At 65.1% G+C, this 19,834-nt stretch carries 18 protein-coding genes, 1 tRNA gene and 1 pseudogene; 11 read left to right on the forward strand and 9 right to left on the reverse strand.

Going from position 1 to position 19,834, the window contains the following annotated elements:
* Positions 1-661 precede the first annotated feature (661 nt).
* On the forward strand, positions 662-1,492 hold the full coding sequence (locus tag MBENS4_RS07355) for a type IV toxin-antitoxin system AbiEi family antitoxin domain-containing protein (protein WP_039389749.1): 831 nt from the start codon (positions 662-664) through the stop codon (positions 1,490-1,492).
* Positions 1,479-2,401, forward strand: a pseudogene (locus MBENS4_RS07360) (nucleotidyl transferase AbiEii/AbiGii toxin family protein). Before MBENS4_RS07355 ends, MBENS4_RS07360 begins: the two are co-directional and overlap by 14 nt.
* Before the next feature lie 322 nt (positions 2,402-2,723).
* On the opposite strand, the gene MBENS4_RS07365 reads toward MBENS4_RS07360, so the two are convergent.
* The 7 genes from MBENS4_RS07365 to MBENS4_RS07395 form a co-directional block, all read right to left on the reverse strand.
* Positions 2,724-2,933, reverse strand: a complete 210-nt coding sequence (locus MBENS4_RS07365; RefSeq protein WP_039389751.1) for a hypothetical protein — start codon at positions 2,931-2,933, stop codon at positions 2,724-2,726.
* 38 nt (positions 2,934-2,971) lie between these two features.
* Positions 2,972-3,232, reverse strand: coding sequence for a ribbon-helix-helix domain-containing protein (locus tag MBENS4_RS07370; protein WP_039389752.1), 261 nt, complete (start codon positions 3,230-3,232; stop codon positions 2,972-2,974).
* The gene (gene parA, locus MBENS4_RS07375) at positions 3,229-3,885 is read right to left on the reverse strand and encodes a ParA family partition ATPase (RefSeq protein ID WP_039389754.1); all 657 of its coding nucleotides are present in this window, start codon (positions 3,883-3,885) and stop codon (positions 3,229-3,231) included. Before parA ends, MBENS4_RS07370 begins: the two co-directional genes overlap by 4 nt.
* 62 nt (positions 3,886-3,947) lie before the next feature.
* On the reverse strand, positions 3,948-6,896 hold the full coding sequence (mobF, locus tag MBENS4_RS07380) for a MobF family relaxase (protein WP_052322087.1): 2,949 nt from the start codon (positions 6,894-6,896) through the stop codon (positions 3,948-3,950).
* The gene (locus tag MBENS4_RS07385; protein ID WP_039389756.1) at positions 6,893-7,669 is read right to left on the reverse strand and encodes a ribbon-helix-helix protein, CopG family; all 777 of its coding nucleotides are present in this window, start codon (positions 7,667-7,669) and stop codon (positions 6,893-6,895) included. Before MBENS4_RS07385 ends, mobF begins: the two co-directional genes overlap by 4 nt.
* A 322-nt stretch (positions 7,670-7,991) precedes the next feature.
* The gene (locus MBENS4_RS07390) at positions 7,992-9,200 is read right to left on the reverse strand and encodes a helix-turn-helix domain-containing protein (protein WP_039389758.1); all 1,209 of its coding nucleotides are present in this window, start codon (positions 9,198-9,200) and stop codon (positions 7,992-7,994) included.
* Between the two features lie 245 nt (positions 9,201-9,445).
* Positions 9,446-9,522: transfer RNA gene (locus MBENS4_RS07395), tRNA-Arg, on the reverse strand.
* A gap of 259 nt (positions 9,523-9,781) precedes the next feature.
* Between MBENS4_RS07395 and MBENS4_RS07400 the strand changes: the two genes are divergently transcribed.
* On the forward strand, positions 9,782-10,105 hold the full coding sequence (locus MBENS4_RS07400) for a hypothetical protein (protein ID WP_039391961.1): 324 nt from the start codon (positions 9,782-9,784) through the stop codon (positions 10,103-10,105).
* Between the two features lie 50 nt (positions 10,106-10,155).
* Positions 10,156-10,665, forward strand: a complete 510-nt coding sequence (locus MBENS4_RS07405; RefSeq protein WP_039389760.1) for an MmcB family DNA repair protein — start codon at positions 10,156-10,158, stop codon at positions 10,663-10,665.
* 1 nt (position 10,666) lies between these two features.
* Here MBENS4_RS07405 and MBENS4_RS26085 read toward each other — a convergent pair whose 3' ends face one another.
* Together MBENS4_RS26085 and MBENS4_RS24675 are read right to left on the reverse strand one after the other, a co-directional pair.
* Complete coding sequence (locus tag MBENS4_RS26085; RefSeq protein ID WP_039389762.1) at positions 10,667-10,882, reverse strand: hypothetical protein; 216 nt, start codon at positions 10,880-10,882, stop codon at positions 10,667-10,669.
* A gap of 197 nt (positions 10,883-11,079) precedes the next feature.
* A complete protein-coding gene (locus MBENS4_RS24675; RefSeq protein WP_084591999.1) occupies positions 11,080-11,247 on the reverse strand; it encodes a DUF1289 domain-containing protein in 168 nt (55 codons plus the stop codon).
* A gap of 307 nt (positions 11,248-11,554) precedes the next feature.
* On the opposite strand from MBENS4_RS24675, the gene MBENS4_RS07415 reads away from it, so the two are divergent.
* From MBENS4_RS07415 to MBENS4_RS07445, 7 genes are all read left to right on the forward strand, one after another.
* Complete coding sequence (locus tag MBENS4_RS07415) at positions 11,555-13,048, forward strand: DEAD/DEAH box helicase (RefSeq protein ID WP_039389765.1); 1,494 nt, start codon at positions 11,555-11,557, stop codon at positions 13,046-13,048.
* A 311-nt stretch (positions 13,049-13,359) separates the two neighbouring features.
* Positions 13,360-14,094 carry a sterol desaturase family protein gene (locus MBENS4_RS07420; protein WP_039389767.1) on the forward strand — a complete coding sequence of 245 codons (735 nt, stop codon included), beginning with the start codon at positions 13,360-13,362 and terminating at the stop codon, positions 14,092-14,094.
* Between the two features lie 26 nt (positions 14,095-14,120).
* On the forward strand, positions 14,121-14,543 hold the full coding sequence (locus MBENS4_RS07425; protein ID WP_445321505.1) for a DUF2141 domain-containing protein: 423 nt from the start codon (positions 14,121-14,123) through the stop codon (positions 14,541-14,543).
* 76 nt (positions 14,544-14,619) lie between these two features.
* Positions 14,620-15,924, forward strand: a complete 1,305-nt coding sequence (locus MBENS4_RS07430; protein WP_084592128.1) for an MFS transporter — start codon at positions 14,620-14,622, stop codon at positions 15,922-15,924.
* 103 nt (positions 15,925-16,027) lie between these two features.
* Entirely contained in the window at positions 16,028-17,401 is a 1,374-nt protein-coding gene (locus tag MBENS4_RS07435) for a PAS domain-containing protein (RefSeq protein WP_039389768.1), read from the forward strand.
* Between the two features lie 255 nt (positions 17,402-17,656).
* Positions 17,657-19,018: a M48 family metalloprotease gene (locus tag MBENS4_RS07440; protein WP_039389770.1), complete on the forward strand. Its 1,362-nt coding sequence runs from the start codon at positions 17,657-17,659 to the stop codon at positions 19,016-19,018.
* A 65-nt stretch (positions 19,019-19,083) separates the two neighbouring features.
* Positions 19,084-19,794, forward strand: a complete 711-nt coding sequence (locus tag MBENS4_RS07445) for a DsbA family protein (protein ID WP_039389772.1) — start codon at positions 19,084-19,086, stop codon at positions 19,792-19,794.
* Positions 19,795-19,834: the final 40 nt, after the last annotated feature.

Consider the following 19,834-nt stretch of genomic DNA (forward strand, 5'->3'; position numbering starts at 1 on the left):
GCCATCGCATACATTCGACGCAACTGCGCCAGATCGTTTGGAAGTTGCTGTTCTCCGTTTTCGACAAGCTGCTCAAGCTCGGCGATCTCGGCGCGGTACCGCGCCGAGATCCGCGCGATTGATGCATCGTGGCTGTTCAGCACATTCGTCATTCGGGGCAAGGTCGTTGAGCAGGACGCCTTCGTCGGTCTCCTCGGGCTTGCGAGCGACGTATTTCGCAGCCGTCGCCAGCCAGCCTACCAATTTCGTTCGGCCGTCGAACAAGTATCAAGAATTCCGTGACTTGGCTGCCCAGGCTTTGGCTACCACGACTTCTCCAGTGACCAAAGATGCATTGCCGACCGTAGTCATTCTTGTTCCACGCCTCTGTGATCTGCCAAGTGTTGCCCTCATGATCGCGCCTCACGTGAAGCATCTGGAAATTCTGCATTCAGAAACGAGGTCTGACATCCGTCGCGGTGGTTCGTCCCGGATCAGGCTGGCGCCGAGGCCTACAAAGGATTGCTGAGTGTTATCGCTACATGGCAGCTGGTGGTACCTGCAAAGGCGCGTTGCTTTCGAACTCCGGGTTTGAAACGGCGCCACTATGCTAAGCCATGCTACGGTTTTTCAGAAAATTCCAAACTTCCCTTTGGTTTGAATTGGCGCTAAGAAACTTAGTATGGCTACCGGAAACCGAGGAAAGCTGAACCAACTCCAGCAACTGCCGGATGGAGCACTTGTCGATGCGGCCTGGCTGGAGCGTCGCGGCTACTCCTCCTCGCTTCGCAGCCAGTACGTCAAGGCGGGATGGCTCAATCAGCCGGCTCCGCGCGTATATCGCCGCGGAAACAGCCCGCTCGGCTGGCGCGAGGCTATCATATCCCTTCAGACCTTCCTCGAGAGCGACGTCACCGTGGGCGGGCGAAGCGCGCTGGAGGAACTGGGGTATGGCCACTATCTGGGGCGGCGCAGGGAGGTTCACCTCTATGGCGCGCAAAGGCTGCCCGGCTGGCTTGCCGCCTTGCCCCTCGAGGTCGAGTTTGTCTGGCACAACAGCCAACGGCTGTTTCCTGATGATCCGGTCGTCACGCAATTCGATGATGCACAGAGCGGTGCGAGCGATGAGCCGCTTCCCTTCCTGCCAGGCGGTTTTCTGATCAGTGGCGGAACTGCCAAATGGGGCCTGCGCCTCGCCAGTGCCGAACGGGCCTTGTTCCAGCTTCTCGACGAGCTGCCGGGCCGCGAAACCTTCCACCAGGTCGACATGCTGATGGAGGGCCTGGCGAACCTCAGTCCCCGCAGCCTGCAGGTCCAGCTGGCATCCTGCACCAGCATCAAGGTGAAGCGACTGTTCTTCTACTTCGCCGACCGCCATCGCCATGCCTGGCTTGAGCGGCTGGACCGCTCGGCCGTGGACCTTGGTACTGGCAAGCGCGTGCTCGTGAAGGGCGGCAAGCTCGATCCTACTTACCTCATCACTGTTCCGGACGAGATCGATGGCCTTTCTTGAAGACTACCACAATCAGGTAGCGCTGCTGCTGCGCACGATCCCTTTCGTGGCTGCCGAACCCGACTTCGCCCTCAAAGGGGGCACCGCGATCAATCTGTTCGTGAGGGACATGCCGCGCCTGTCGGTCGATATCGATCTGACCTACCTCCCCGTGGCGGACCGAACGGCCTCGCTGGCCGCCATTGACGCCGGCATGGAAAGGATCGCGCAACGGATCGAAGCTGGCATTCCCGGGGTCCATGTGGCGCGAAGTCGGCTCCAGAAGGAAGGCATCGTCACAAGGCTGGTCGTTCGCGATGGCACCGCGCAGATCAAGATTGAGGTGACACCAGGCTGCGCGGGGCCGTCTACGAGCCTGTCGAGACGGACGTCTCGGCGCTCGTCGAAGACACGTTCGGTTATGCGCGGATCGCCGTGGTCTCGTTCGCCGATCTCTATGCAGGCAAGATCGTCGCCGCACTCGACCGCCAGCATCCACGGGACCTCTTCGATGTGCGGGATTTGCTGGCCAACGAAGGTATCAGTGACGAGCTTCGCCGGGCGTTCGTCGTCTACATCCTGAGCCACAACCGGCCGATGGCGGACATCCTTGCGCCAACGCGAAAAGACCTCGAGGAGGAGTTCGCACGCGGGTTCGAGGGCATGACTCAAGAGCCTGTGCCGCTGGGTGAGCTGATCGAGGCGCGCGAAAGGCTGGTGCGGCTCATAGTCACGGACATGCCCGCCGAGCATCGCCGGTTCCTGCTCGGCTTCAAGCGCGGTGAGCCCGATTGGGATCTGCTTGGTCTGCCCGGAGCCGTCGATCTGCCCGCCGTAAGGTGGAGGCAGCAGAACCTTGCCAAGCTTCCCGCCGATCGTAGGGCAGGTCTCATCGAGCGCCTTGAGGCCGTATTCGCAGCTGACGGATGAACTATCGCCCTTGCCAGACAGGAATCTCGCAGACTTCTCCCGCAGCTAAACTGGTCGTCAGACACGCGCAGGATCAAAATTAGAGTCTTGCGCTACTTTGGCACAAGAGCGGCCATTCTGACGCGGGGCAAGGAACTGCCAGGTCTGGTTGACATCTGCCGGGATAGCTGCCGGTCCGGACCTAGGCGCCGAATTCCGGCGCTGAGGGTCCGAAATGGGTCGGGTCGAGGCGGGAGACAATGAGCCCCAGAACCGCGCCACTTCTAAACATGTCCATGAGAGCGTGCATTGGCCCCGCACTCACGCACCTGGCGAATTCGCGTCATTTTGAGATCAAAACATCGGAGATGCTTCTCACCGCCACAATTTCACGAGCGGCGCACTCGTCCTCGAAATCCTGCAGACACAACCGCAAGGATTCCTCTAGATAGGAAGCCACCGAACGCCCGGTTCGCTTCGACAAGCCCTCCAACTGCTGACGCAGATCGGCGGGTAGCGTCGACCAGACAGTATCGCTCTGCTGCATTTCCATCGCCAGTTCCTTCTTGCGAGACAGATTTCCGCGTGGGCCTATTTGCCGATCGGGCTCTCACCATGCTTCCTCAGGACGTCGTTAAAGGCCTCGGCCATGAGGTCCTGAAGGCTCATGCCCTGCTTGCGGGCACACATGTGCATGGCCAGAGACATCTCCGGCGAGAAGTACCCTGAGATGGCTTTCCTTCCAACACGACTGGGCGGCGTGACCGGGCTATCCGTTGCCGAGCCTGGACTGGCTTCCTTTGCGGGAGTGGAGGACGGGGCCTTGTCGGCCAGATTGGCAAACCGGCTCATTGGGCGGTCTCCAATCCGTGTGAACATGTGGACATGTTCAACTGCGCACAGGCCCACATGTGCAAGGCTGCGATTTCCTGCGCCGCCTTGCCCTCGGGTTCGAGCTCGAAGGCGGTGGCGCCCTGGGCGCTGGCGTGCCGGTAGACCGCCCGGTCCGGTAGCAGGACTGGACAGCACTGCGCCCCGAACCCGCTGACGAGGTCGCGAGCATCCTCGTAAATGCGCGGGGCGTTAGGTGGACCGGCGGTGAACACGACATGGGCCGTCTTGCCGACGAGCTTTGCCAGCTGGATGGTGGTGCGGATGGCGGCGAGATCGAAGGCGCTGGGTCTGCAGGGCACAAGGACCAGATCGGCGATCTCGATGGCTCGGGTTGCGGCGCTGTCGGCGTGGGGCGGTGTGTCGATCACTACGAAACGCGCGCCTTGGGCCTTCGCTGCGGAGACTTTCGCGGCGATGCGCGGCGGCGCGCTGTCGATGACTTCGGGCGCGGCACCTTCCCGCCATTCCGCCCACTGGCTGGCGGTGGCCTGGGGATCGGTGTCGATGATGAGCGACACCTGACCGATACGCTCGGCGGCTGCGGCCAGATGGATGGCAAGCGTCGTCTTTCCGGCGCCGCCCTTCTGGCTGATGATGGCAATGGTGGACATGTTCAGGCGTCCTCGTGTTCACATGTGAAGGTGTGGGAGTGTGGACAGGTGAGCATCAGGGCTCACCGGCTGCGTTCGATGTTACGCTCAGGCAGGTCGACCTTGGCGTTTTCAGGTTTGGCTTCACCGGCTTGGCTCAGGTCTGGCCGGGCATCCTCGAAGCCCAGCTTGCGCTTGAGATAGTCGGTCTCGGATTCGCCGGGACGGCGCCCCTGGTCCGCGATTTCCAGGGCGCTCGCCTTATCGCCCGCGTTGCGGATCACCGCGCGTTCCACGCCCTGCACGTTGTCGACGATCAGGGAGAGGTTGTCGGTCGCGCGCGTCGCGGACACCAGGAACGAGCGGGTCGAGTTCAGGTGGCGCTCCTGTTCGCGCATCACAAGAATGGCGCTCTGCGCCGTCATCCCCTGGCTGGCATGGACCGTCAACGCGTAGGCAAGGTCGAGCTTTTCCAGTGCCCGATCATCGCGCCTGAGATCGATCTCCATTCCATCGGCATGCCGCACCGTGACTGTTTCTGCGGTGATCGCGGTGATTGACGATTGCTGGTTGTTGAGAAGCCCTCGGCTCTGGTTGTTGTCGGTCCAGCGCACACGGTCCCCTACATGCAGGTCGATCTGCTTTTCCCGGTAGAGCGACACGGCATCGTGCTTGAGATTTCGCGGCAGGCGTTCTGGTGAAATGGTCTTGATGCTGCCATCGGACATGCACAGCGTAACGCGGTTTCCTTCGCGGTCGATAACCGTACCGCGTTCTCCCCTCCACAGACTCTGGGACGGCAGGTTCGTCCTGAACTCGACCACGTTGCCTCCGGTCCAGGCGCGCAATTGCCGCGCGCCTTCGCGGGTCACGTTGATTTTCTCCAGCACGGTCTGCGGACTTGCCGCAGCTCCGATTTCCCCTGCCGTGCGCAGTTCCTGCTGGACCGCGGCATTGATGGCGCTGCGCATCGCCCGGCTTGGGGCGAGGAGCAGCGTGCGGTCTCGGCTCTTGGCGTCGAGGGACGCCCATCGCTGGGCGGCAAGACTGGCCGCTTCCTGGTTTCCCACCTCGGTCGTTCTATCTTCGAGAAGCCGGAAGGCACCGCCGACGTCGTTCTCCGCAAGGGCCGCGTTCACCTCTTTCATCAAGGGTGACGCCGCCCGCAGGTTCTCCTGAATATGCGACGTGGGGGCGCCCTTTGCCTGAGTCATTTCAAAAGGCTTGCCAGCTTCGACAGGCGGTAGCTGTCTGACATCGCCCGCCATGACTAGGCGCTCGACGCCCAGCGCGGATGCAATGCGCAGCAACTGTTCGAACTGCTGATTGGGGATCATCGAGGCCTCGTCCACCATTACGAACGATCCGCTGAGAGTGCTGCGCAGTTCGGAGAGCTTGTCCGCCCCCGCGCTGCCATCCAGCACGCCCCTGTGGCGGGCGACGAAGGCGGCAATCGACTGCCCGGGAACTCCGACCTTCTCGCCAAAATCCCGCGCGGTGCCCGATGCGATGGCAAGGGCATGAACGGCGCGCCCTTCCTCGCGCGCTACCTGCGCGACCGGACTTAGAGAAGCCGATTTGCCCGTGCCAGCTCCGCCCTGGACATAGTGCACCCGGTTTGTACTCGAGAGGATGTCTACGGCGGCTTTTTGCTGCCCTGGATTCAGGCGGCGCAGTCCTAGGTCTTGGGCGGCCTCCTGAACCCGAGCGGCCGCCTCAGGGCGCTGCATCATGGGAACGCATGCACCCCGCGCGGCCTGCAGATGCCCGAGAATGCGCTCCTCGAGGCGTACAGCGGTTTCTGGTGTCAGCAGCCGATCACCGCCGACGAGCAGGCCCTTCGCAACCAAAAGGTCTATCCGATGCTCAACCTCGGCGACGGACATCGGTCCCATCCGGTCCAGCGCCCGGCCAAGCAGGTCGATCCGGTCAAACCCGGCCTCGCGCTCCGAAAGGTCACGCGAAGCGGACGCAACCGCTTCGGCCGCAGCGTATGCCTTGGGTTCGAGTCGACCGATGCGTTCCGGCACAAGGGGATCGTCTGCGCGCGGTGTAAGCCCCATGGCCGCCACCAAAGCTGCGCCGCGATTGCCGATACCCCTGATCCCGGCCATCACCTGCCCCCACATCGACTGTCCGCGCTCGAACTGCTGAATGGATGCGCGCACCACCCCCTGCGCATCGAGCCCCACCTTTGCGGCCAGATCGCGCCATCCTTCCGCGCGCTTTGCCGGATCGGGCGCGACCTCCTTCCCTTTCCGCGTGGCCAGGGCTGCGATCTCCCGTTCGCGAGGCGAGCCCCGCCCTTCCGCATCCAACGCTTCCCGGATTTCGGTCGAACGGGTCGAGAAGGCCTCGATGATCTCGCGACTGACGCCAGTGAGCTCGAAGGCCCCGTCCACGGGATTACGCGCCGGAGTGGTCTCGTAGCCGAGCCCCTCGAGTCGGCTACGCAGTTCGGAATTGAAGACTGCGCTGATGGTATGCTGACGACGGAAGAGTTCATCGTTCCTGAGCGCGTGCCATTTTCCATCGGACGCCGTGGTCGCATTCATCAGCACGGCGTGGACGTGCAATTGGGGCTCTGCGTTCCGGTTCACATCGTGCAGAAAGGTCGCGGCCAGGAGATTGCCACTGCGCTCGACCTGCTGGCGCTCCCCATCCCAGACTTTGGTCTCGATGAGGTTCTTCTCGACCCAGTCCAGGGTGGCGCCTACTGCCTGCTTCAGTTCGCTAACGATCCGCTTATCCCCGCCGATGATCGCCAGCAGGGACACCGATTTGGAGACGGACAGAGTCAGATCGAGGCCGGGCCGGTGCTCGCCACGACGGGCGTCCAACTGGCTGCCATCGGGCAGTTTTCCCAGAAGCAGTCGCTCGAAGATCTCCGGATCCACCTTGCCGGATAGGCCCAGCGCATCGGCACCCAGACCGACCCACTCGCTTTGCTCGACGGCCTCATCCGCTGTGTAGTAGTTGTCGGATGCGTAATACGCGGCGCCATCGCCTGCCACGGCTCCAATCGAAATCATGACTGCCCTCCGGTCTTCACCGGGGCAAGGGCCGGGCACTGATCCAGTCGGCGGGACGAACGGTAGAGCTCGCAGATGCCAATGTCGGCAGAGCCGTAGAGGGCGCGAGAGACAGGCGTCGCGATCCAGCTGTAAGGCAGGACTTTCGCGGCTCCCACCTGTACAATCGAAAGGGCAATTAGGCCCACGACGAGGAGGAAAGCGGTTTCCCAGCTCGCCAATTTGAACGTGTCGAAGAAGTGCCAGTGGAGCGAAGGGCGCGTCTGCTTGAGGCCGGCTTGAACTTCTTTCCGCAAGGATACGAGATGCGCTTCGATTGCCGCCTGACCCGATGGCTTTTGAACGGCCGACACGGCCTCATCCAATTTACTGGCGACCTGTTCTTGCATCTCCCGAAGAGCCAGGAAGAACGGTGAACTTCCCTCCCGGAAACGGTCGGCGAGTTCCTTCGCATGAACCTCTCTGGCGTCGCGGTTGGCCTCTTCGGTCGCGTGGGCCGCCACTAGAAGGTTGCGCTCGCGCTTCTCCGCCGAGCGCAGCAAGCGATCGAGATCGATACGCAAGGCGCTGAGCTCCTGAACCAGGCGCACCGCGTCATCGGGACGTACCGGTTGCTCAGGAGGATCGAACATGGCGCGGCCCTGTTCATCCGCGCGAATGGCTTCTTCGGCAAGAGCCCGAAACAGGTCTGGCCGCGACACGTTCTGCCGCTCTGCAAGGGCATCGAGACGGCGCAGGAGCGCGTCGTCATAGGCCACATTCACTTGGCTCACGCCGCGCCTCCTTCGATCGGAAGGCTACGCCACAAACCGCAGATTCCTGCGCCTCTACGACGGATGTAGAAGGATGCTCTACGTCGAACAGTCCACAAAGCCAGCTTTGCCGATCGCCCTAGAACACGGCCTACGCAGTAGAACCGCGCAATTCTGCGGGTGTTGGCCATCGCAGTGCCCGTTACGCCGTAACGTGGAGTGTGATCCCCTATTCCCTTTCCGTCATTGAGCGGTGGCCTCGAGGTCGTGCCGACTATTGAAGAACGGGGGCGGTCCCCTGTGGAGCCAAGGCGGCCCTGCGGCCGGTAGAGCAAACAAGCGCTCATGGCAGCACCTCCAATTGAAAGTTTGCGAGGAAAGACGCTGTGAGATCCTGCGCTGTGTACCGGCACTCCTCTGTCGGCTCGGACCTTGCGAATTGGCGCGGCAGCTCGCGATCGAGATCCATGCGCAGGCCAGCCATCAACATGCCCTGAAGATTCCCCCCGCCTAGCCGCTTGGCCAAGCCGAAGGCGCATCGAGCAGGATGGCGCGCGTAGTAGCGATCATCCTTCGGTAGGCGGGCATTTCTGTCGATGACAAGAATGGCCAAGGCGGCCGCTTCGCGCCCCAAGCGCTCGCAAATTGAGCCCCATCCAGCAGGCCCTATGCCAAGTTCGGCACAGGCCTGTGCGGAAGCTTCGATCAAGTTTACCGGACTGGGGCCGCCCAGAGCTTCGACCCGCATCCGATAGGAGGTCGACGCGAGAAGCATGGCTTGGCGCGGCGTGACAGAAGCCACTTCGCTCGCGGCCGGAGCCGTACGAAAGTTTTTAGAGGGTTTAAGAGGGGTATATGGTGCCCCAGAAATTTCCGACGCGTCGGCAGTTTTTGCATCCTCATCGGAAATTTTGGTTGCACCGCAAGCTGCGGAAATGGCGGTCCGAACGGACTGCAGGGCAGCAAGAAGTTCCTCGAGGTGGGGCCTGTCCCGCAGACGCGATGTACGCCCGCCAGGCAGGATCGCATCCATCTTCCGGATTGCACCAGTGTCTCCGCAGACCTGGATCCGGCGCCGTACGAGTTGGATTTCAGCGCGCAAGATTTCCAGCGCGGCCCGCTCTTCGCTGAGCTCCTTCTGGAGGTCGAGAAGGTAGGCTTGCTTCTCTTGCGTGAGCATCGGCGACAAATTGATCCCGGCAGCCCATGCGATTTGCCCGGAACTGTCCCGCTTGGCGCAGCGGCGGCCGTTCTTCCCGAACGTGCGCTGGATCAGCCCGGCCTGCTCGAGCGATGTCTCGATGTTCCAGACTTGCCGAGGACTGCAACCGAGCTCTCCCGCCACGGCGTCGACGCTGTTCCAATGCGCGCAGATTGCCCCGCGCCGAAAGTCGCCGTCGCGGCACCACTTGATGCACAGCTCAAGGTAACGGATCTGACGCGCGTTGAGTTTGAGGCCGTCCCGGCCAACCTCGCGGATAAGGTCAATCAGCGCCCACTTGCCGCTTATCGCCGCGTGCAGGCCACCATGCTTTTGCGTGACACCTGTCATGGCGCACCTCCAACGAGGTTCCGCCTTGCAGGCGATTCGGCGATGGCGTAGGGAAGAAGGGTAGCTACAGCTTCGTATCGACCGCTGGTGAGGATGGCAGTCCTCCCAGCGGTTTTATTTTGCTCGCTGCATCCAGATGGCCAAGGGCCTGCTTCAGACACCCGCCAAAGGCGAATTATCCGGGGATAATCCGGGAGAAGGGCCCAAAAAGAACCCTTCAATGATCGATAAGTCTCTGAGAAGGCTGGCGCACCCGACAGGATTCGAACCTGTGGCCTCTGCCTTCGGAGGGCAGCGCTCTATCCAGCTGAGCTACGGGTGCAGTAAAGCGCCGCCTAGCAGAGCCTTGGCAGGGACGCCAGCGCCAAATCCATCCGCATGTGCAGGAACTTCACCCAGAAGAGGCGCGGGTTCGCCGCATGAATGCGCGGCAGTTAGGAAATTGGCAAGCGCGCCGCGCCTAGATTGGGCTGATTATGGACGCGACTCCGCACAAGACGGGCAAATTTGCCGCCACAGGTTCTGGATCTGGCCGGTCGGGGCGCGCCCAGTTCGGAAACGGATCGGCCAGCGCGCTGTCGATGAAGTGGTCGGCCCTGCATGATGCCGCGCAAGCCATTGCCAGCATCGCCGGGACGCCTTGCCCCCCGCTTACCCAGGCCATCCGGGCATTCCCCGCGCAAGTCCGCGATGCCGGAGAGGAGCGCCGCCTCCAGGCCGAACAGGAAATCGCGGACCTCTCGGCGATCATGGAGGCGGGACTGTCCGCACTGCTCGCCGCCCTTGCGCGCGGGAGCCATCCCCAGGCCGCCGCCCGCGCGCTGTGGAGCGAGTTCGTGCGCACCCGCGACGGGCTCCTCCATCTGGCCCTCAGTCCGCAGGGGACCGCGCGCCGAATGGCCTGAGCTGTCCGCCACACGTTGCAAGTTCCCATTTTGTTCTTATCATGGCGGTCATGGCCGTCACCGATTCGATTCGTCCCGATCCCGCTGCCGACAGCGGCGCCTCCATCGTTGCCACCGACGTCGTGCGCGGCGTCTCGCGGCTCTTTGCCCGCAACGACATCTGGTGCCTGCCCGAGATGATGCTGCGCAACGGTCGACGCGCGGACCTGATGGGCGTGGACGCGCGCGGGCAAGTCATCATCGTGGAGATCAAGGTGAGTCGGGCCGATCTGCTCGGCGATGACAAGTGGACCGACTATCTCGAGTTCTGCGACAGGTTCTACTGGGCGCTGCCCCCCGCGCTCGACCGCGCCCCGCTGGACACCGAGGCGTTCCTGCCCGACACCTGCGGGGTGATCGTGGCGGACAGCTACGACGCCGAGATCCTGCGGCCGGCCCCCTTGCGTCAGCTTGCCGCTGCGCGCCGCAAGGTCGAGGTCGAGCGCCTTGCCCGCGCCGCCCTGCGCCGCCTGGTGGTGAGCGCCGACCCCGAAACGCAGAAGTGGGACCGGGAGAGCTGAGCTAGACTGCCTGGGCTCCTGGCCAGCGCCGCCTTGGGGTGCTCTGCGCAAGTGCGCGCGTATTGGCATCCCCCTTGTCGATGTCGATCACATGGCGCGGTTGGAAAGGAAGCTCGATTCCGCTCCAGAACGTGTCGTTCTCGCGGATGCTGCTGGGATCGTTGTCGAGAAGGCCCAGAAATCCTCCGTCGTAGCGCGCGCGGACGAGGACCCACATGCGTTCGACGGCAACCGGCTCATCGGGGCAATCGACCTAAATCCGGAAGATGAGCTTCACCAGATCGCCCGACGCCAGGTTCTCTCGCTCACCCAGGGAGGGTATCCAGAACGTATCCGGCGCGGCGGCGTGTTAGACCTCGCCATCGTACAGACACCAGCCATCAACCTGCAAGTCAGGCTCGCGCATCGGCTTCCTCACTTTGTCGCCAACGCATCCAGCCGCGCCCAGACCGCGCGCTTGCCCGCCTCATCGAGGCGGGGCCAGGCGACGATTTCCTCGATCGTGCGGTGGCAGCTGCGGCAGACCCGCCGAGCGGAATCGAGCGCACAGGTGTTGCGGCAGGGAGAGGGGACCTCGGACATGGGCCCCATGCTCAGCCGATTCGGATCGGACCGGCAAGCGCAATTATCTTGCGTTTTCCACAGAACGCCCCTATCTGCCATCTCGCAACCGGCGCGCAGGAGTGATTCCTGCGCTGCAGTCCGCGAGCGGCGTGAGGTCCAGGGATAGGCGAAAAGCCGAAAAATCCCGGACCGGCCCGGACGAGCGGTTGCGATAGAACCAAGCTTCCTTCTTCACGCAGGGTCGCCCGAACGACACCTTGCCGTGCGCGCGCTTGCTTCGATATTTCCGGCGCGCACCAAGCATGACAACTTGAAAGTGACGTGCATGTCCTATTTTTCCGACCTTGGTCTGGCCGAGCCCCTGCTGCGTGCGCTCGAGGCCAAGGGCTATACCGATCCCTCGCCGATCCAGCGCAAGTCGATCCCCTCGCTGCTCGAGGGCCGTGACCTGCTGGGCATCGCGCAGACCGGGACCGGCAAGACGGCGGCCTTCTCGCTGCCCTCGCTGCACCGCCTCGCCGCCGATCCCAAGCCGCGCCAGAACGCGGGCTGCCGCATGCTGGTGCTCTCGCCGACGCGTGAGCTGGCCGCGCAGATCGCCGACAACATGCGGGGCTATGCCAAGTTCCTCAACCTCTCGATCCAGTGCGTCTTCGGCGGCGTTCCGGCGGGCAAGCAGGCCCGCGCGCTCGAGCGTGGCTGCGACGTCCTTGTCGCAACGCCGGGCCGTCTGCTCGACCTCATCGACAGCCGCGCGCTGACCCTCAAGCACGTCGAGATCTTCGTGCTCGACGAAGCCGACCAGATGATGGACCTGGGCTTCATCGTGCCGCTCAAGCGCGTCGCCGCCCTGCTCCCCAAGCAGCGCCAGAGCCTGTTCTTCTCGGCCACCATGCCCCAGGCCATCGCCGAGCTGGGCAAGCAGTTCATCAACAACCCGATCAAGGTCGAAGTCGCCCCGCAGTCGACCACGGCCGAGCGCGTCGAACAGTACGCGACCTTCATCAACCAGGCCGAGAAGCAGGCGCTGCTCACCATCCGCCTGCGGGAAGGCCTCGCCGAGGACGCCGCTGAAAAGGCCGAGCACGGCGCGATCGACCGCGCGCTTGTCTTCACCCGCACCAAGCACGGCGCGGACCGCGTGGTGCGCCACCTGACCGCCGCCGGCATTCCCGCCGCCGCGATCCATGGCAACAAGAGCCAGGCCCAGCGCACCGCCGCGCTCGGCGGCTTCCGCCAGGGCACGATCCGCGTCCTTGTCGCGACCGACATCGCCGCGCGCGGCATTGACGTCTCGGGCGTGTCCCACGTCTACAACTTCGAGATCCCGAACGTGCCCGAGCAGTACGTCCACCGCATCGGCCGCACCGCGCGTGCAGGTGCCGACGGCGTGGCCGTGAGCTTCGTCGCGCCGGACGAGAAGCCCTACATCCGCGACATCGAGCGCCTGACCCGCGTCAAGCTGACCGCGCTCGGCCTGCCCGAGGATTTCGTGGTCGAGGCGCGCCGCCTGCCCGCTCCCACCCGCCGCAAGCCTGAGCCTCAGGGCCAGGGCCGCTCGGGCGGTGGCCGCGGCGGCAACAACGCCAGGGGTGGCAACGGCGGTGGTCAGGGTGGCCGTTCGGGCGGCGGCAAGCTGCGCCGCGATCGCCAGGGCGGTGAAGGCGAGCGCCAGGATCGCCGCGAAGCTCCGCGCGGCGAGCGCAACAACGGCGCGAACGCGGGCGGCGCGGGCGAAGGCGAGCACAAGCGCCGCTTCCGTCCCCGCGGCGGCAAGAGCGTGGGCACGCACAAGAACGCGGTGCGCCGCGCGGGCTGATCCTGCCGCGCCATCGCATGCAAACACGACGATCCCGGGGGCCCTGCTCTCGGGATCGTTTCGTTTCTGGCCCTACCACAAGGGCAAAAGAGATGATTCAAGGGGCCATCGCCCCTTGACCCCAAACTGTCGACCTCACCTGTCTTGACCCAGACTGCGCGCGGGACGTGAGATCGACAGTTTGGGGAGCCCGAGGGCGATGGCCCTCGGATATCTCGTCCTGTTCTTCTGAATCCGGATCGCACTGAATTCGGCGTATCTTTTCCCGCCATGGCTTTGCAGGCGTCCAGCAGGCAGGCATAAGTGGGTATATGGGATCGCTGTCCGCCCCCGGCCTCTGGGCCCTTCTCGTCTCGGCTCTGGCCATGACGGCCATCGTGGGCGGGCGCTATCTGGCGACCTCCGGCCTCTTCGCGCTCATCACCCGGCGCGCCCGGCCCGGGCTCTATGCCGGGATGGACCGCCAGATCCGCAGCGAGATCTTCTGGTCACTGCTCTCGGCCGGGATCTACGGTGTTCCCGCCGGGATCGTGGCCTGGGGCTGGCAGGCCCATGGCTGGACGCGCATCTACACCGATTTTTCCGCCTACCCTGTGTGGTGGATGCCGCTTTCGGTCTTTCTCTTCCTCTTCGCGCACGACACCTGGTTCTACTGGACCCACCGCTGGATGCACCGCCCGCGCGTGTTCCGCATCGCCCACGCGGTCCACCACGCCAGCCGCCCGCCGACGGCCTGGGCGGCGATGAGCTTCCACCCCGTCGAGGCAGTGACGGGCGCGGTGGTGATCCCTGCGCTCGTCTTTCTCATCCCGATCCACGTGGCCATGCTCGGCCTCGTGCTCACCATCATGACCGTGATGGGCATTACCAACCACATGGGCTGGGAGATTTTCCCCCAGGCCCTTGTCCGCTCGCGGCTCGGCCACTGGCTGATCACCGCCTCGCACCACAACCGCCACCACGAGCAGTACCGATGCAACTACGGCCTCTATTTCCGGTTCTGGGACCACCTCTGCGGGACCGACCGGGGTATATCCACGCCCTGAGCCTGCTCGCCCTTGCCCCGCTCGCGATGGGGGCAACAGGGGACGAGGGCGCTTCGGCGCCCGCGGCCAAGGTCGTCACCAGTGCGCTCGCCGCGAAGGGCGCAATGCCCCACGTCACCGCCCGCATCACCGACCTTCGCTCCACCAAGGGGCAGATCCTGGCCTGCCTGACCCGCAATCCCGACACCTTTCCCGACTGCGACAAGGACCCCGAGGCGCACCGCCTGATCGTTCCGGCCAGCAAGGACGTGGAACTCGACTTCGGACCGGTCGCGCAGGGGCGCTACGCCGTCGCGCTGATCCACGACGAAAACGCCAACGGCAAGCTCGACAAGGCCCTCATCATCCCCCGCGAGGCTTCGGCTTCTCGCGCGATGCGCCCGTGCGCATGGGGCCGCCGGCTTTCGACAAGGCCGCCTTCGCCACCGGTGCGGAGAATACCCGCCTGACGATCCGCATGCGCTATTTGCTCTAGGCACGCCATTTACCGCCTGGACAGGCCCATAAGGCTTGCCGCCGCGCGCCGTGCCCCCTAACGCCGAAAGCGTGGAAGGATCGCAGCAAAGCCCCCGCCCGCCTTCGGCGACAGCGCAGACCTCGCCCGGCGGTCCTGACGGCCCGTTTTCTCCGTTTCGCCACCCCGTCTTCCGCTCGATCTGGATCGCGAACCTGTTCTCGAACCTGGGCGCGACGATGCAGGGCGTGGCCGCGGCCTGGCTGATGACCGACCTGACGAGCTCGCACCAGCTCGTCGCACTGGTCCAGGCCTCGACCACCGTACCGATCATGCTCTTTGGCGTGTTTGCGGGCGCAATTGCCGACAACTACGACCGCCGCATCGTCATGCTGATCGCGCAATCGGGCATGCTGCTTGTCTCAAGCCTGCTGGCGGGGCTCACTTATGCCGGGCTCATCTCGCCCATCCTGCTGCTCGCCTTCACGCTGAGCGTGGGCATCGGCACCGCGCTCAACGCGCCCGCCTGGCAGGCCTCGGTGCGCCAGGTCGTCGCGCCGCGCCAGATTCCCCAGGCGATTGCGCTCAACTCGATCTCCTTCAACATCGCGCGTTCGGTAGGCCCTGCACTGGGCGGCCTCCTCATCTCGATCTGGGATGTCTCCTTCGCCTTTGCGATCAACGCGGTCAGCTACATCGGCCTCATCGGTGTGCTGCTGTGGTGGCGCCCGCAGCACCGCAAGATCGCCCCGACCCCGATCCTGCCCGCCGTCTGGGCCGGGCTCAGCTACTGCGCGACAACCCGCCCCTTGCGCCGGATCCTCACCCGCAGCTTCGCACTGGGCCTTGGACTCTCGGCCTACCAGGCGCTGCTGCCCACCGTGGTGAGCGACCAGATCGGGGGCACCGAGATCGACTTCGGCATGATGCTCGGCCTGTTCGGGATCGGCTCGATCTGCGCGGCCCCGTTCGGCACGACCATCCGGCGCAAGCTCGGCCTCGAGGGCATCCTGATGCTGGGCACGGGGGCTTTTGTCGTTTCCCTCTCGATCATCGCTGAGGTCCGCACGATTCCGCTTGCCCTGCCTGCCGCGTTCATCTCGGGGATGGCCTGGGTGCTGATCCTCACCACCATCAACACCGCAGTCCAGCTGCGCTCGCCCGAATCGATCCTGGGCCGCTGCCTTTCGATCTACCAGGCGGTCACCTTCGGGGGCATGGCCATCGGCGCGTGGATCTGGGGGGCGCTGGCGGACTGGAAGGGGCTGCCCTTCGCGCTCCACGCCGGATCGGTCGCGCTCCTCGCAGGGTTCCTGCTGCTGCGCGTGCTCGCCCCGTTGCCACGTCTGGGCGAAGGTCTCGTCGGCGAGGACTGAGCCTCCAATTGATCCCCCCATTGAGCCACTGGGGCGCGCATTTAAAGATTATTTTACCACGGCAAGGCATGACGATGGGCCTGTCGGAGACTTGGGGTTTCACATGGATACGTTGCGCGGTCAGTTTTCCGAGCCCGACGTGCCTTTCGAGGAGGCGGGCAACACCGAATCGGACACGCCTGCCAGCGTGGGCCGCGACGAGCGGCGCATGCAGGTGCGCGCCTACAACTTCTGGGCCGGCCTTCTGGGCGAACGCGCCTTTCCCCACACCGACGACCTTGCCCCCGAGACGATCTTCGACTTCGGGCCCAACAGCGTCCTCCTCGATTTCGCCGAGGGGATCGAAGACCCCATCGTCCGGTTCGTGGGCGCCACGCTCGCGCAGGAGTGCGACCTCGACACGCCGATCCGCACCCTTGCGGAGGTGCCCAGCCGCTCGCTGCTCTCGCGCATCACTGACCACTACATGCAGATCCTCGCGAACCAGGCCCCGATCGGGTTCGAGGCCGAATTCGTCAACCAGCGCGGCGAGACCGTGCTCTACCGCGGGATCCTGCTCCCCTTCGCGCGCGACGATGCCACCATCGATGCGATCCTGGGCGTCATCAACTGGAAGACGCTGAGCGCGGCCGAGGCGCAGGCGCGCGCGGCACGCGGGGGCGATGCGCCCGCGCAGGCCGACGATAGCGTGCCCGCCATGCTGCGCGAAACGACCCCGATGACCGAATGGGCCGATGGCCCCGCCGATGAGGCCTTCGATATCGCCCGCGGTCTCGAACTGCCTGCGCTCTCGCTCGAACTGCCGACCGCGCAGTTCGGCCTCGTCGATCCGGCGGACCTGGCCGCCAGCGCGCCGACCGGCTTTGCGCCCCCCGCCCCGCGCGACCTCGCCGACTGGCTGGGCGCGGCACGTGAGGAAGCGCGTCTGGCGCGCGGCTGCGAAAGCCGCTCGCGCGAGGCGCTCTACGCGGCCATCGGACGCGCCTACGACTTCGCATTGGCCACCGAAGAAGCTCCGGACGCGTACGCCGAGCTGCTCGCCCAGGCCGAGATCACCGTGCAGGAGCGCGCCCCGCTGCTGCCCGTGGCCAAGCTCGTCTTCGGGACCGACTACGACAAGACGCGCCTCACCGAATTTGCCACCGCCATGGCCCACGGCCAGCGCTTGGGCCTTGCCCGCGGGGGTCTCAAGGACCTGCTCGCCACGACGCCCGGCGGCCTCAAGGCCGTTGTCCGGGCCGAGCGCGACATGCGCCGCGCCGAGGCCGGGGACGCCAGCGCCCTGATCGCCCGCCACGAGGAACTCTTGGCCGCGCTGCGCCAGATGCCGCCCAAGCCCTTCGAACAGAGCGCGCAGGGCAGCGAATTTGCCGTCCTCGTCGCCCGCCGCACCCCCGAGGGGCGGCTCATCCTGCTGGGCGAGATCGACGACGACGCGCGCCTGCTGGACCGCGCGGCGCGCCACCTGCTCGATTGAGCAAACCCGGCAGGCAGAACTAGAGATATCCGAGGGCCATCGCCCTCGGGCTCCCCGAACTGTCGACCTCACGTTCCGCATGCAGCGGTGGCCGAAGGACGTGTTGTCGTCCGTTCCGGCGTCAAAGGGCGTTATCCTTCCCTGTTCCCCACTTCCCACGGCCCATCGCCCTCGCTAGGCTTCGCACCGTTCCCCGGCGCCCTGTCTGAAGGGCGCTTCAGCACCGGTTAAGGCCCGAAAGGCCCTAGAGGCACCATGCCGTTGATGCGTTTCGCCGCTGCCCTGATTTCCGTTCTGGCCCTGCTGGGCTGGTCGGCCACCCCGGCCGCCGCGCAATCGATCCTGCGCGACGCCGAGACCGAGGCGCTGCTCCATGACATGGCCGAGCCCCTGATCGCGGCCTCCGGGCTGGAGCCCGAGAACGTCGACATCGTTCTCGTCAACGACATGTCGGTCAACGCCTTCGTTGCAGGCGGCCAGGCGGTCTACGTCAATGCAGGCCTCATCAACGAGGCGGACACTGCCGAGGAAGTCCAGGGCGTGATCGCGCACGAGCTGGGCCACGTCACGGGCGGGCATGCCGTGCTGCGCCCGGGTGCCTCGGCGGCGAGCAATATCTCGATCCTCTCGCTGCTGCTGGGCGCGGCGGCGGCGGCGGCCGGTAGCGCGGAAGCGGGCCTTGGCGTGATGATGGCCGGGCAGCAGGCCGCGATGGGCAAGTTCCTCGCCTACACCCGCTCCCAGGAAGCCTCGGCCGACGCGGCAGGCGCGGAGTATCTCTCCCAGGCCGGGATCAGCGGGCGCGGCTCGATCGAGTTCTTCAAAAAGCTGCAGAACCTCGAGTTTCGTCATGGCTATCGTCCGCAGGAGGGCGACGAGTTCTTCTCCACCCACCCGCTTACCGGGGACCGCATCCAGACGCTCCAGGACACCTACCAGAAGGACCCGGCCTGGGATAAACCGGCCGATGCGGCCATGCAGAAGCGTTTCGTGCGCATGAAGGCCAAGCTGTTCGGCTATCTGGCCGAGCCGCGCCTCGTCTTTCGCGAGTACCCCACGACCGTCAACACGGTCCCCGCACGCTACGCCCGCGCCTACGCCTACCACCGCGAGAACCAGTTCGAAAAGGCGAGCGCCGAAGTCGCCGCCCTGGTCGAGACCGATCCCGACGATCCCTATTTCCTGGAAATGCAGGGGCAGATCCTGCTGGAAAGCGGGCAGCCCAAGAAGGCGCTCGAGCCCTTGCGCAAGGCCACGCAGGAAACCGGGAACCAGCCGCTCATCGCCACCCTCTTCGGCCACGCGCTGATCGCCACCGAGGACCGCGCCAACCACGACGAGGCGCGCCGCGTGCTCAAGGCCGCCGTGGTGCGCGACCGTGAGAACCCCTTTGCCTGGTACCAGCTGGGCGTCATCTACGCGCAGGACAACGACATGCCCCGCGCCTACCTCGCCAGCGCCGAACAGCAGGCCCTCTCGGGCCGCATGGCCGAGGCCCTGCGCAGCGCCCAGGCCGCCGAGGCGGGCCTGCCGGAATACTCCGCCGACTGGCTTCGTGCCCAGGATATCGAGATGCAGGCGCGCGCCGAACTGGAACGCCGCGCCGAGCGCCGCTAGGGCGCCTGCACACAACCACCGACCACCCTCGACAGACCAGACAGGACGCCAGGATACACATGGGAATGGGAACGAAGCTTGCTGCCGGGATTGCCGCCATCGCCGTGATTGGCGCGGGCGGCTGGTTTGGCGGCCGCATGGCGGTGGAACGCGTGGTCCACGACTACATCCTCGAACACCCCGAGATCCTGCCCCAGGCGATGGAAAACCTGCAGAAGCGCGAATCGCAAGAGCAACTCGCCGGGGTGCGCCAGAGCGTCGAGACCCCCTTTCCCGGCGCGGTCCTGGGCAACCCCGATGGCACCACGACGCTGGTCGAATTCAGCGATTTTGCCTGCGGCTACTGCCGCCAGAGCCTGCCCGACGTGCAGGCTCTGATCGCGAAGAATCCGGACCTGCGCATCGTCGTGCGCGAACTGCCCGTGATCAGCCCGGCAAGCCCGGCCGCCGCGCGCATGGCGCTCGCCGCCGCCGAACAGGGCAAGTACCCGGCGTTCCACGACGCAATGTACGCAGCAGGTCAGGTCGATGACGCCACCATCGAGGCGGTCGCGCAGAAGGTCGGTCTCGACATGGAGCGCGCGCGCCGCGTGGCCGATAGCCCGACGGTCGAGGAAGAGATCCAGCGCAACCTCAAGATGGCGAGCCAACTGGGCTTCACCGGCACGCCAAGCTGGGTCGCGGGCGACGCCCTGATCGCAGGCGCGGTCGGCATCGACCAGCTGTCCCGCGCGCTCGACGAAGCGCGCGCCGCACGCTCCGCACAGGACAGCTGAGCCCACTGCTTTTCAGGCGGCCCGGTTTCGGCCCGCCCCC

The organism is Novosphingobium sp. MBES04, from assembly GCF_000813185.1.
Lineage (GTDB): Bacteria > Pseudomonadota > Alphaproteobacteria > Sphingomonadales > Sphingomonadaceae > Novosphingobium > Novosphingobium decolorationis.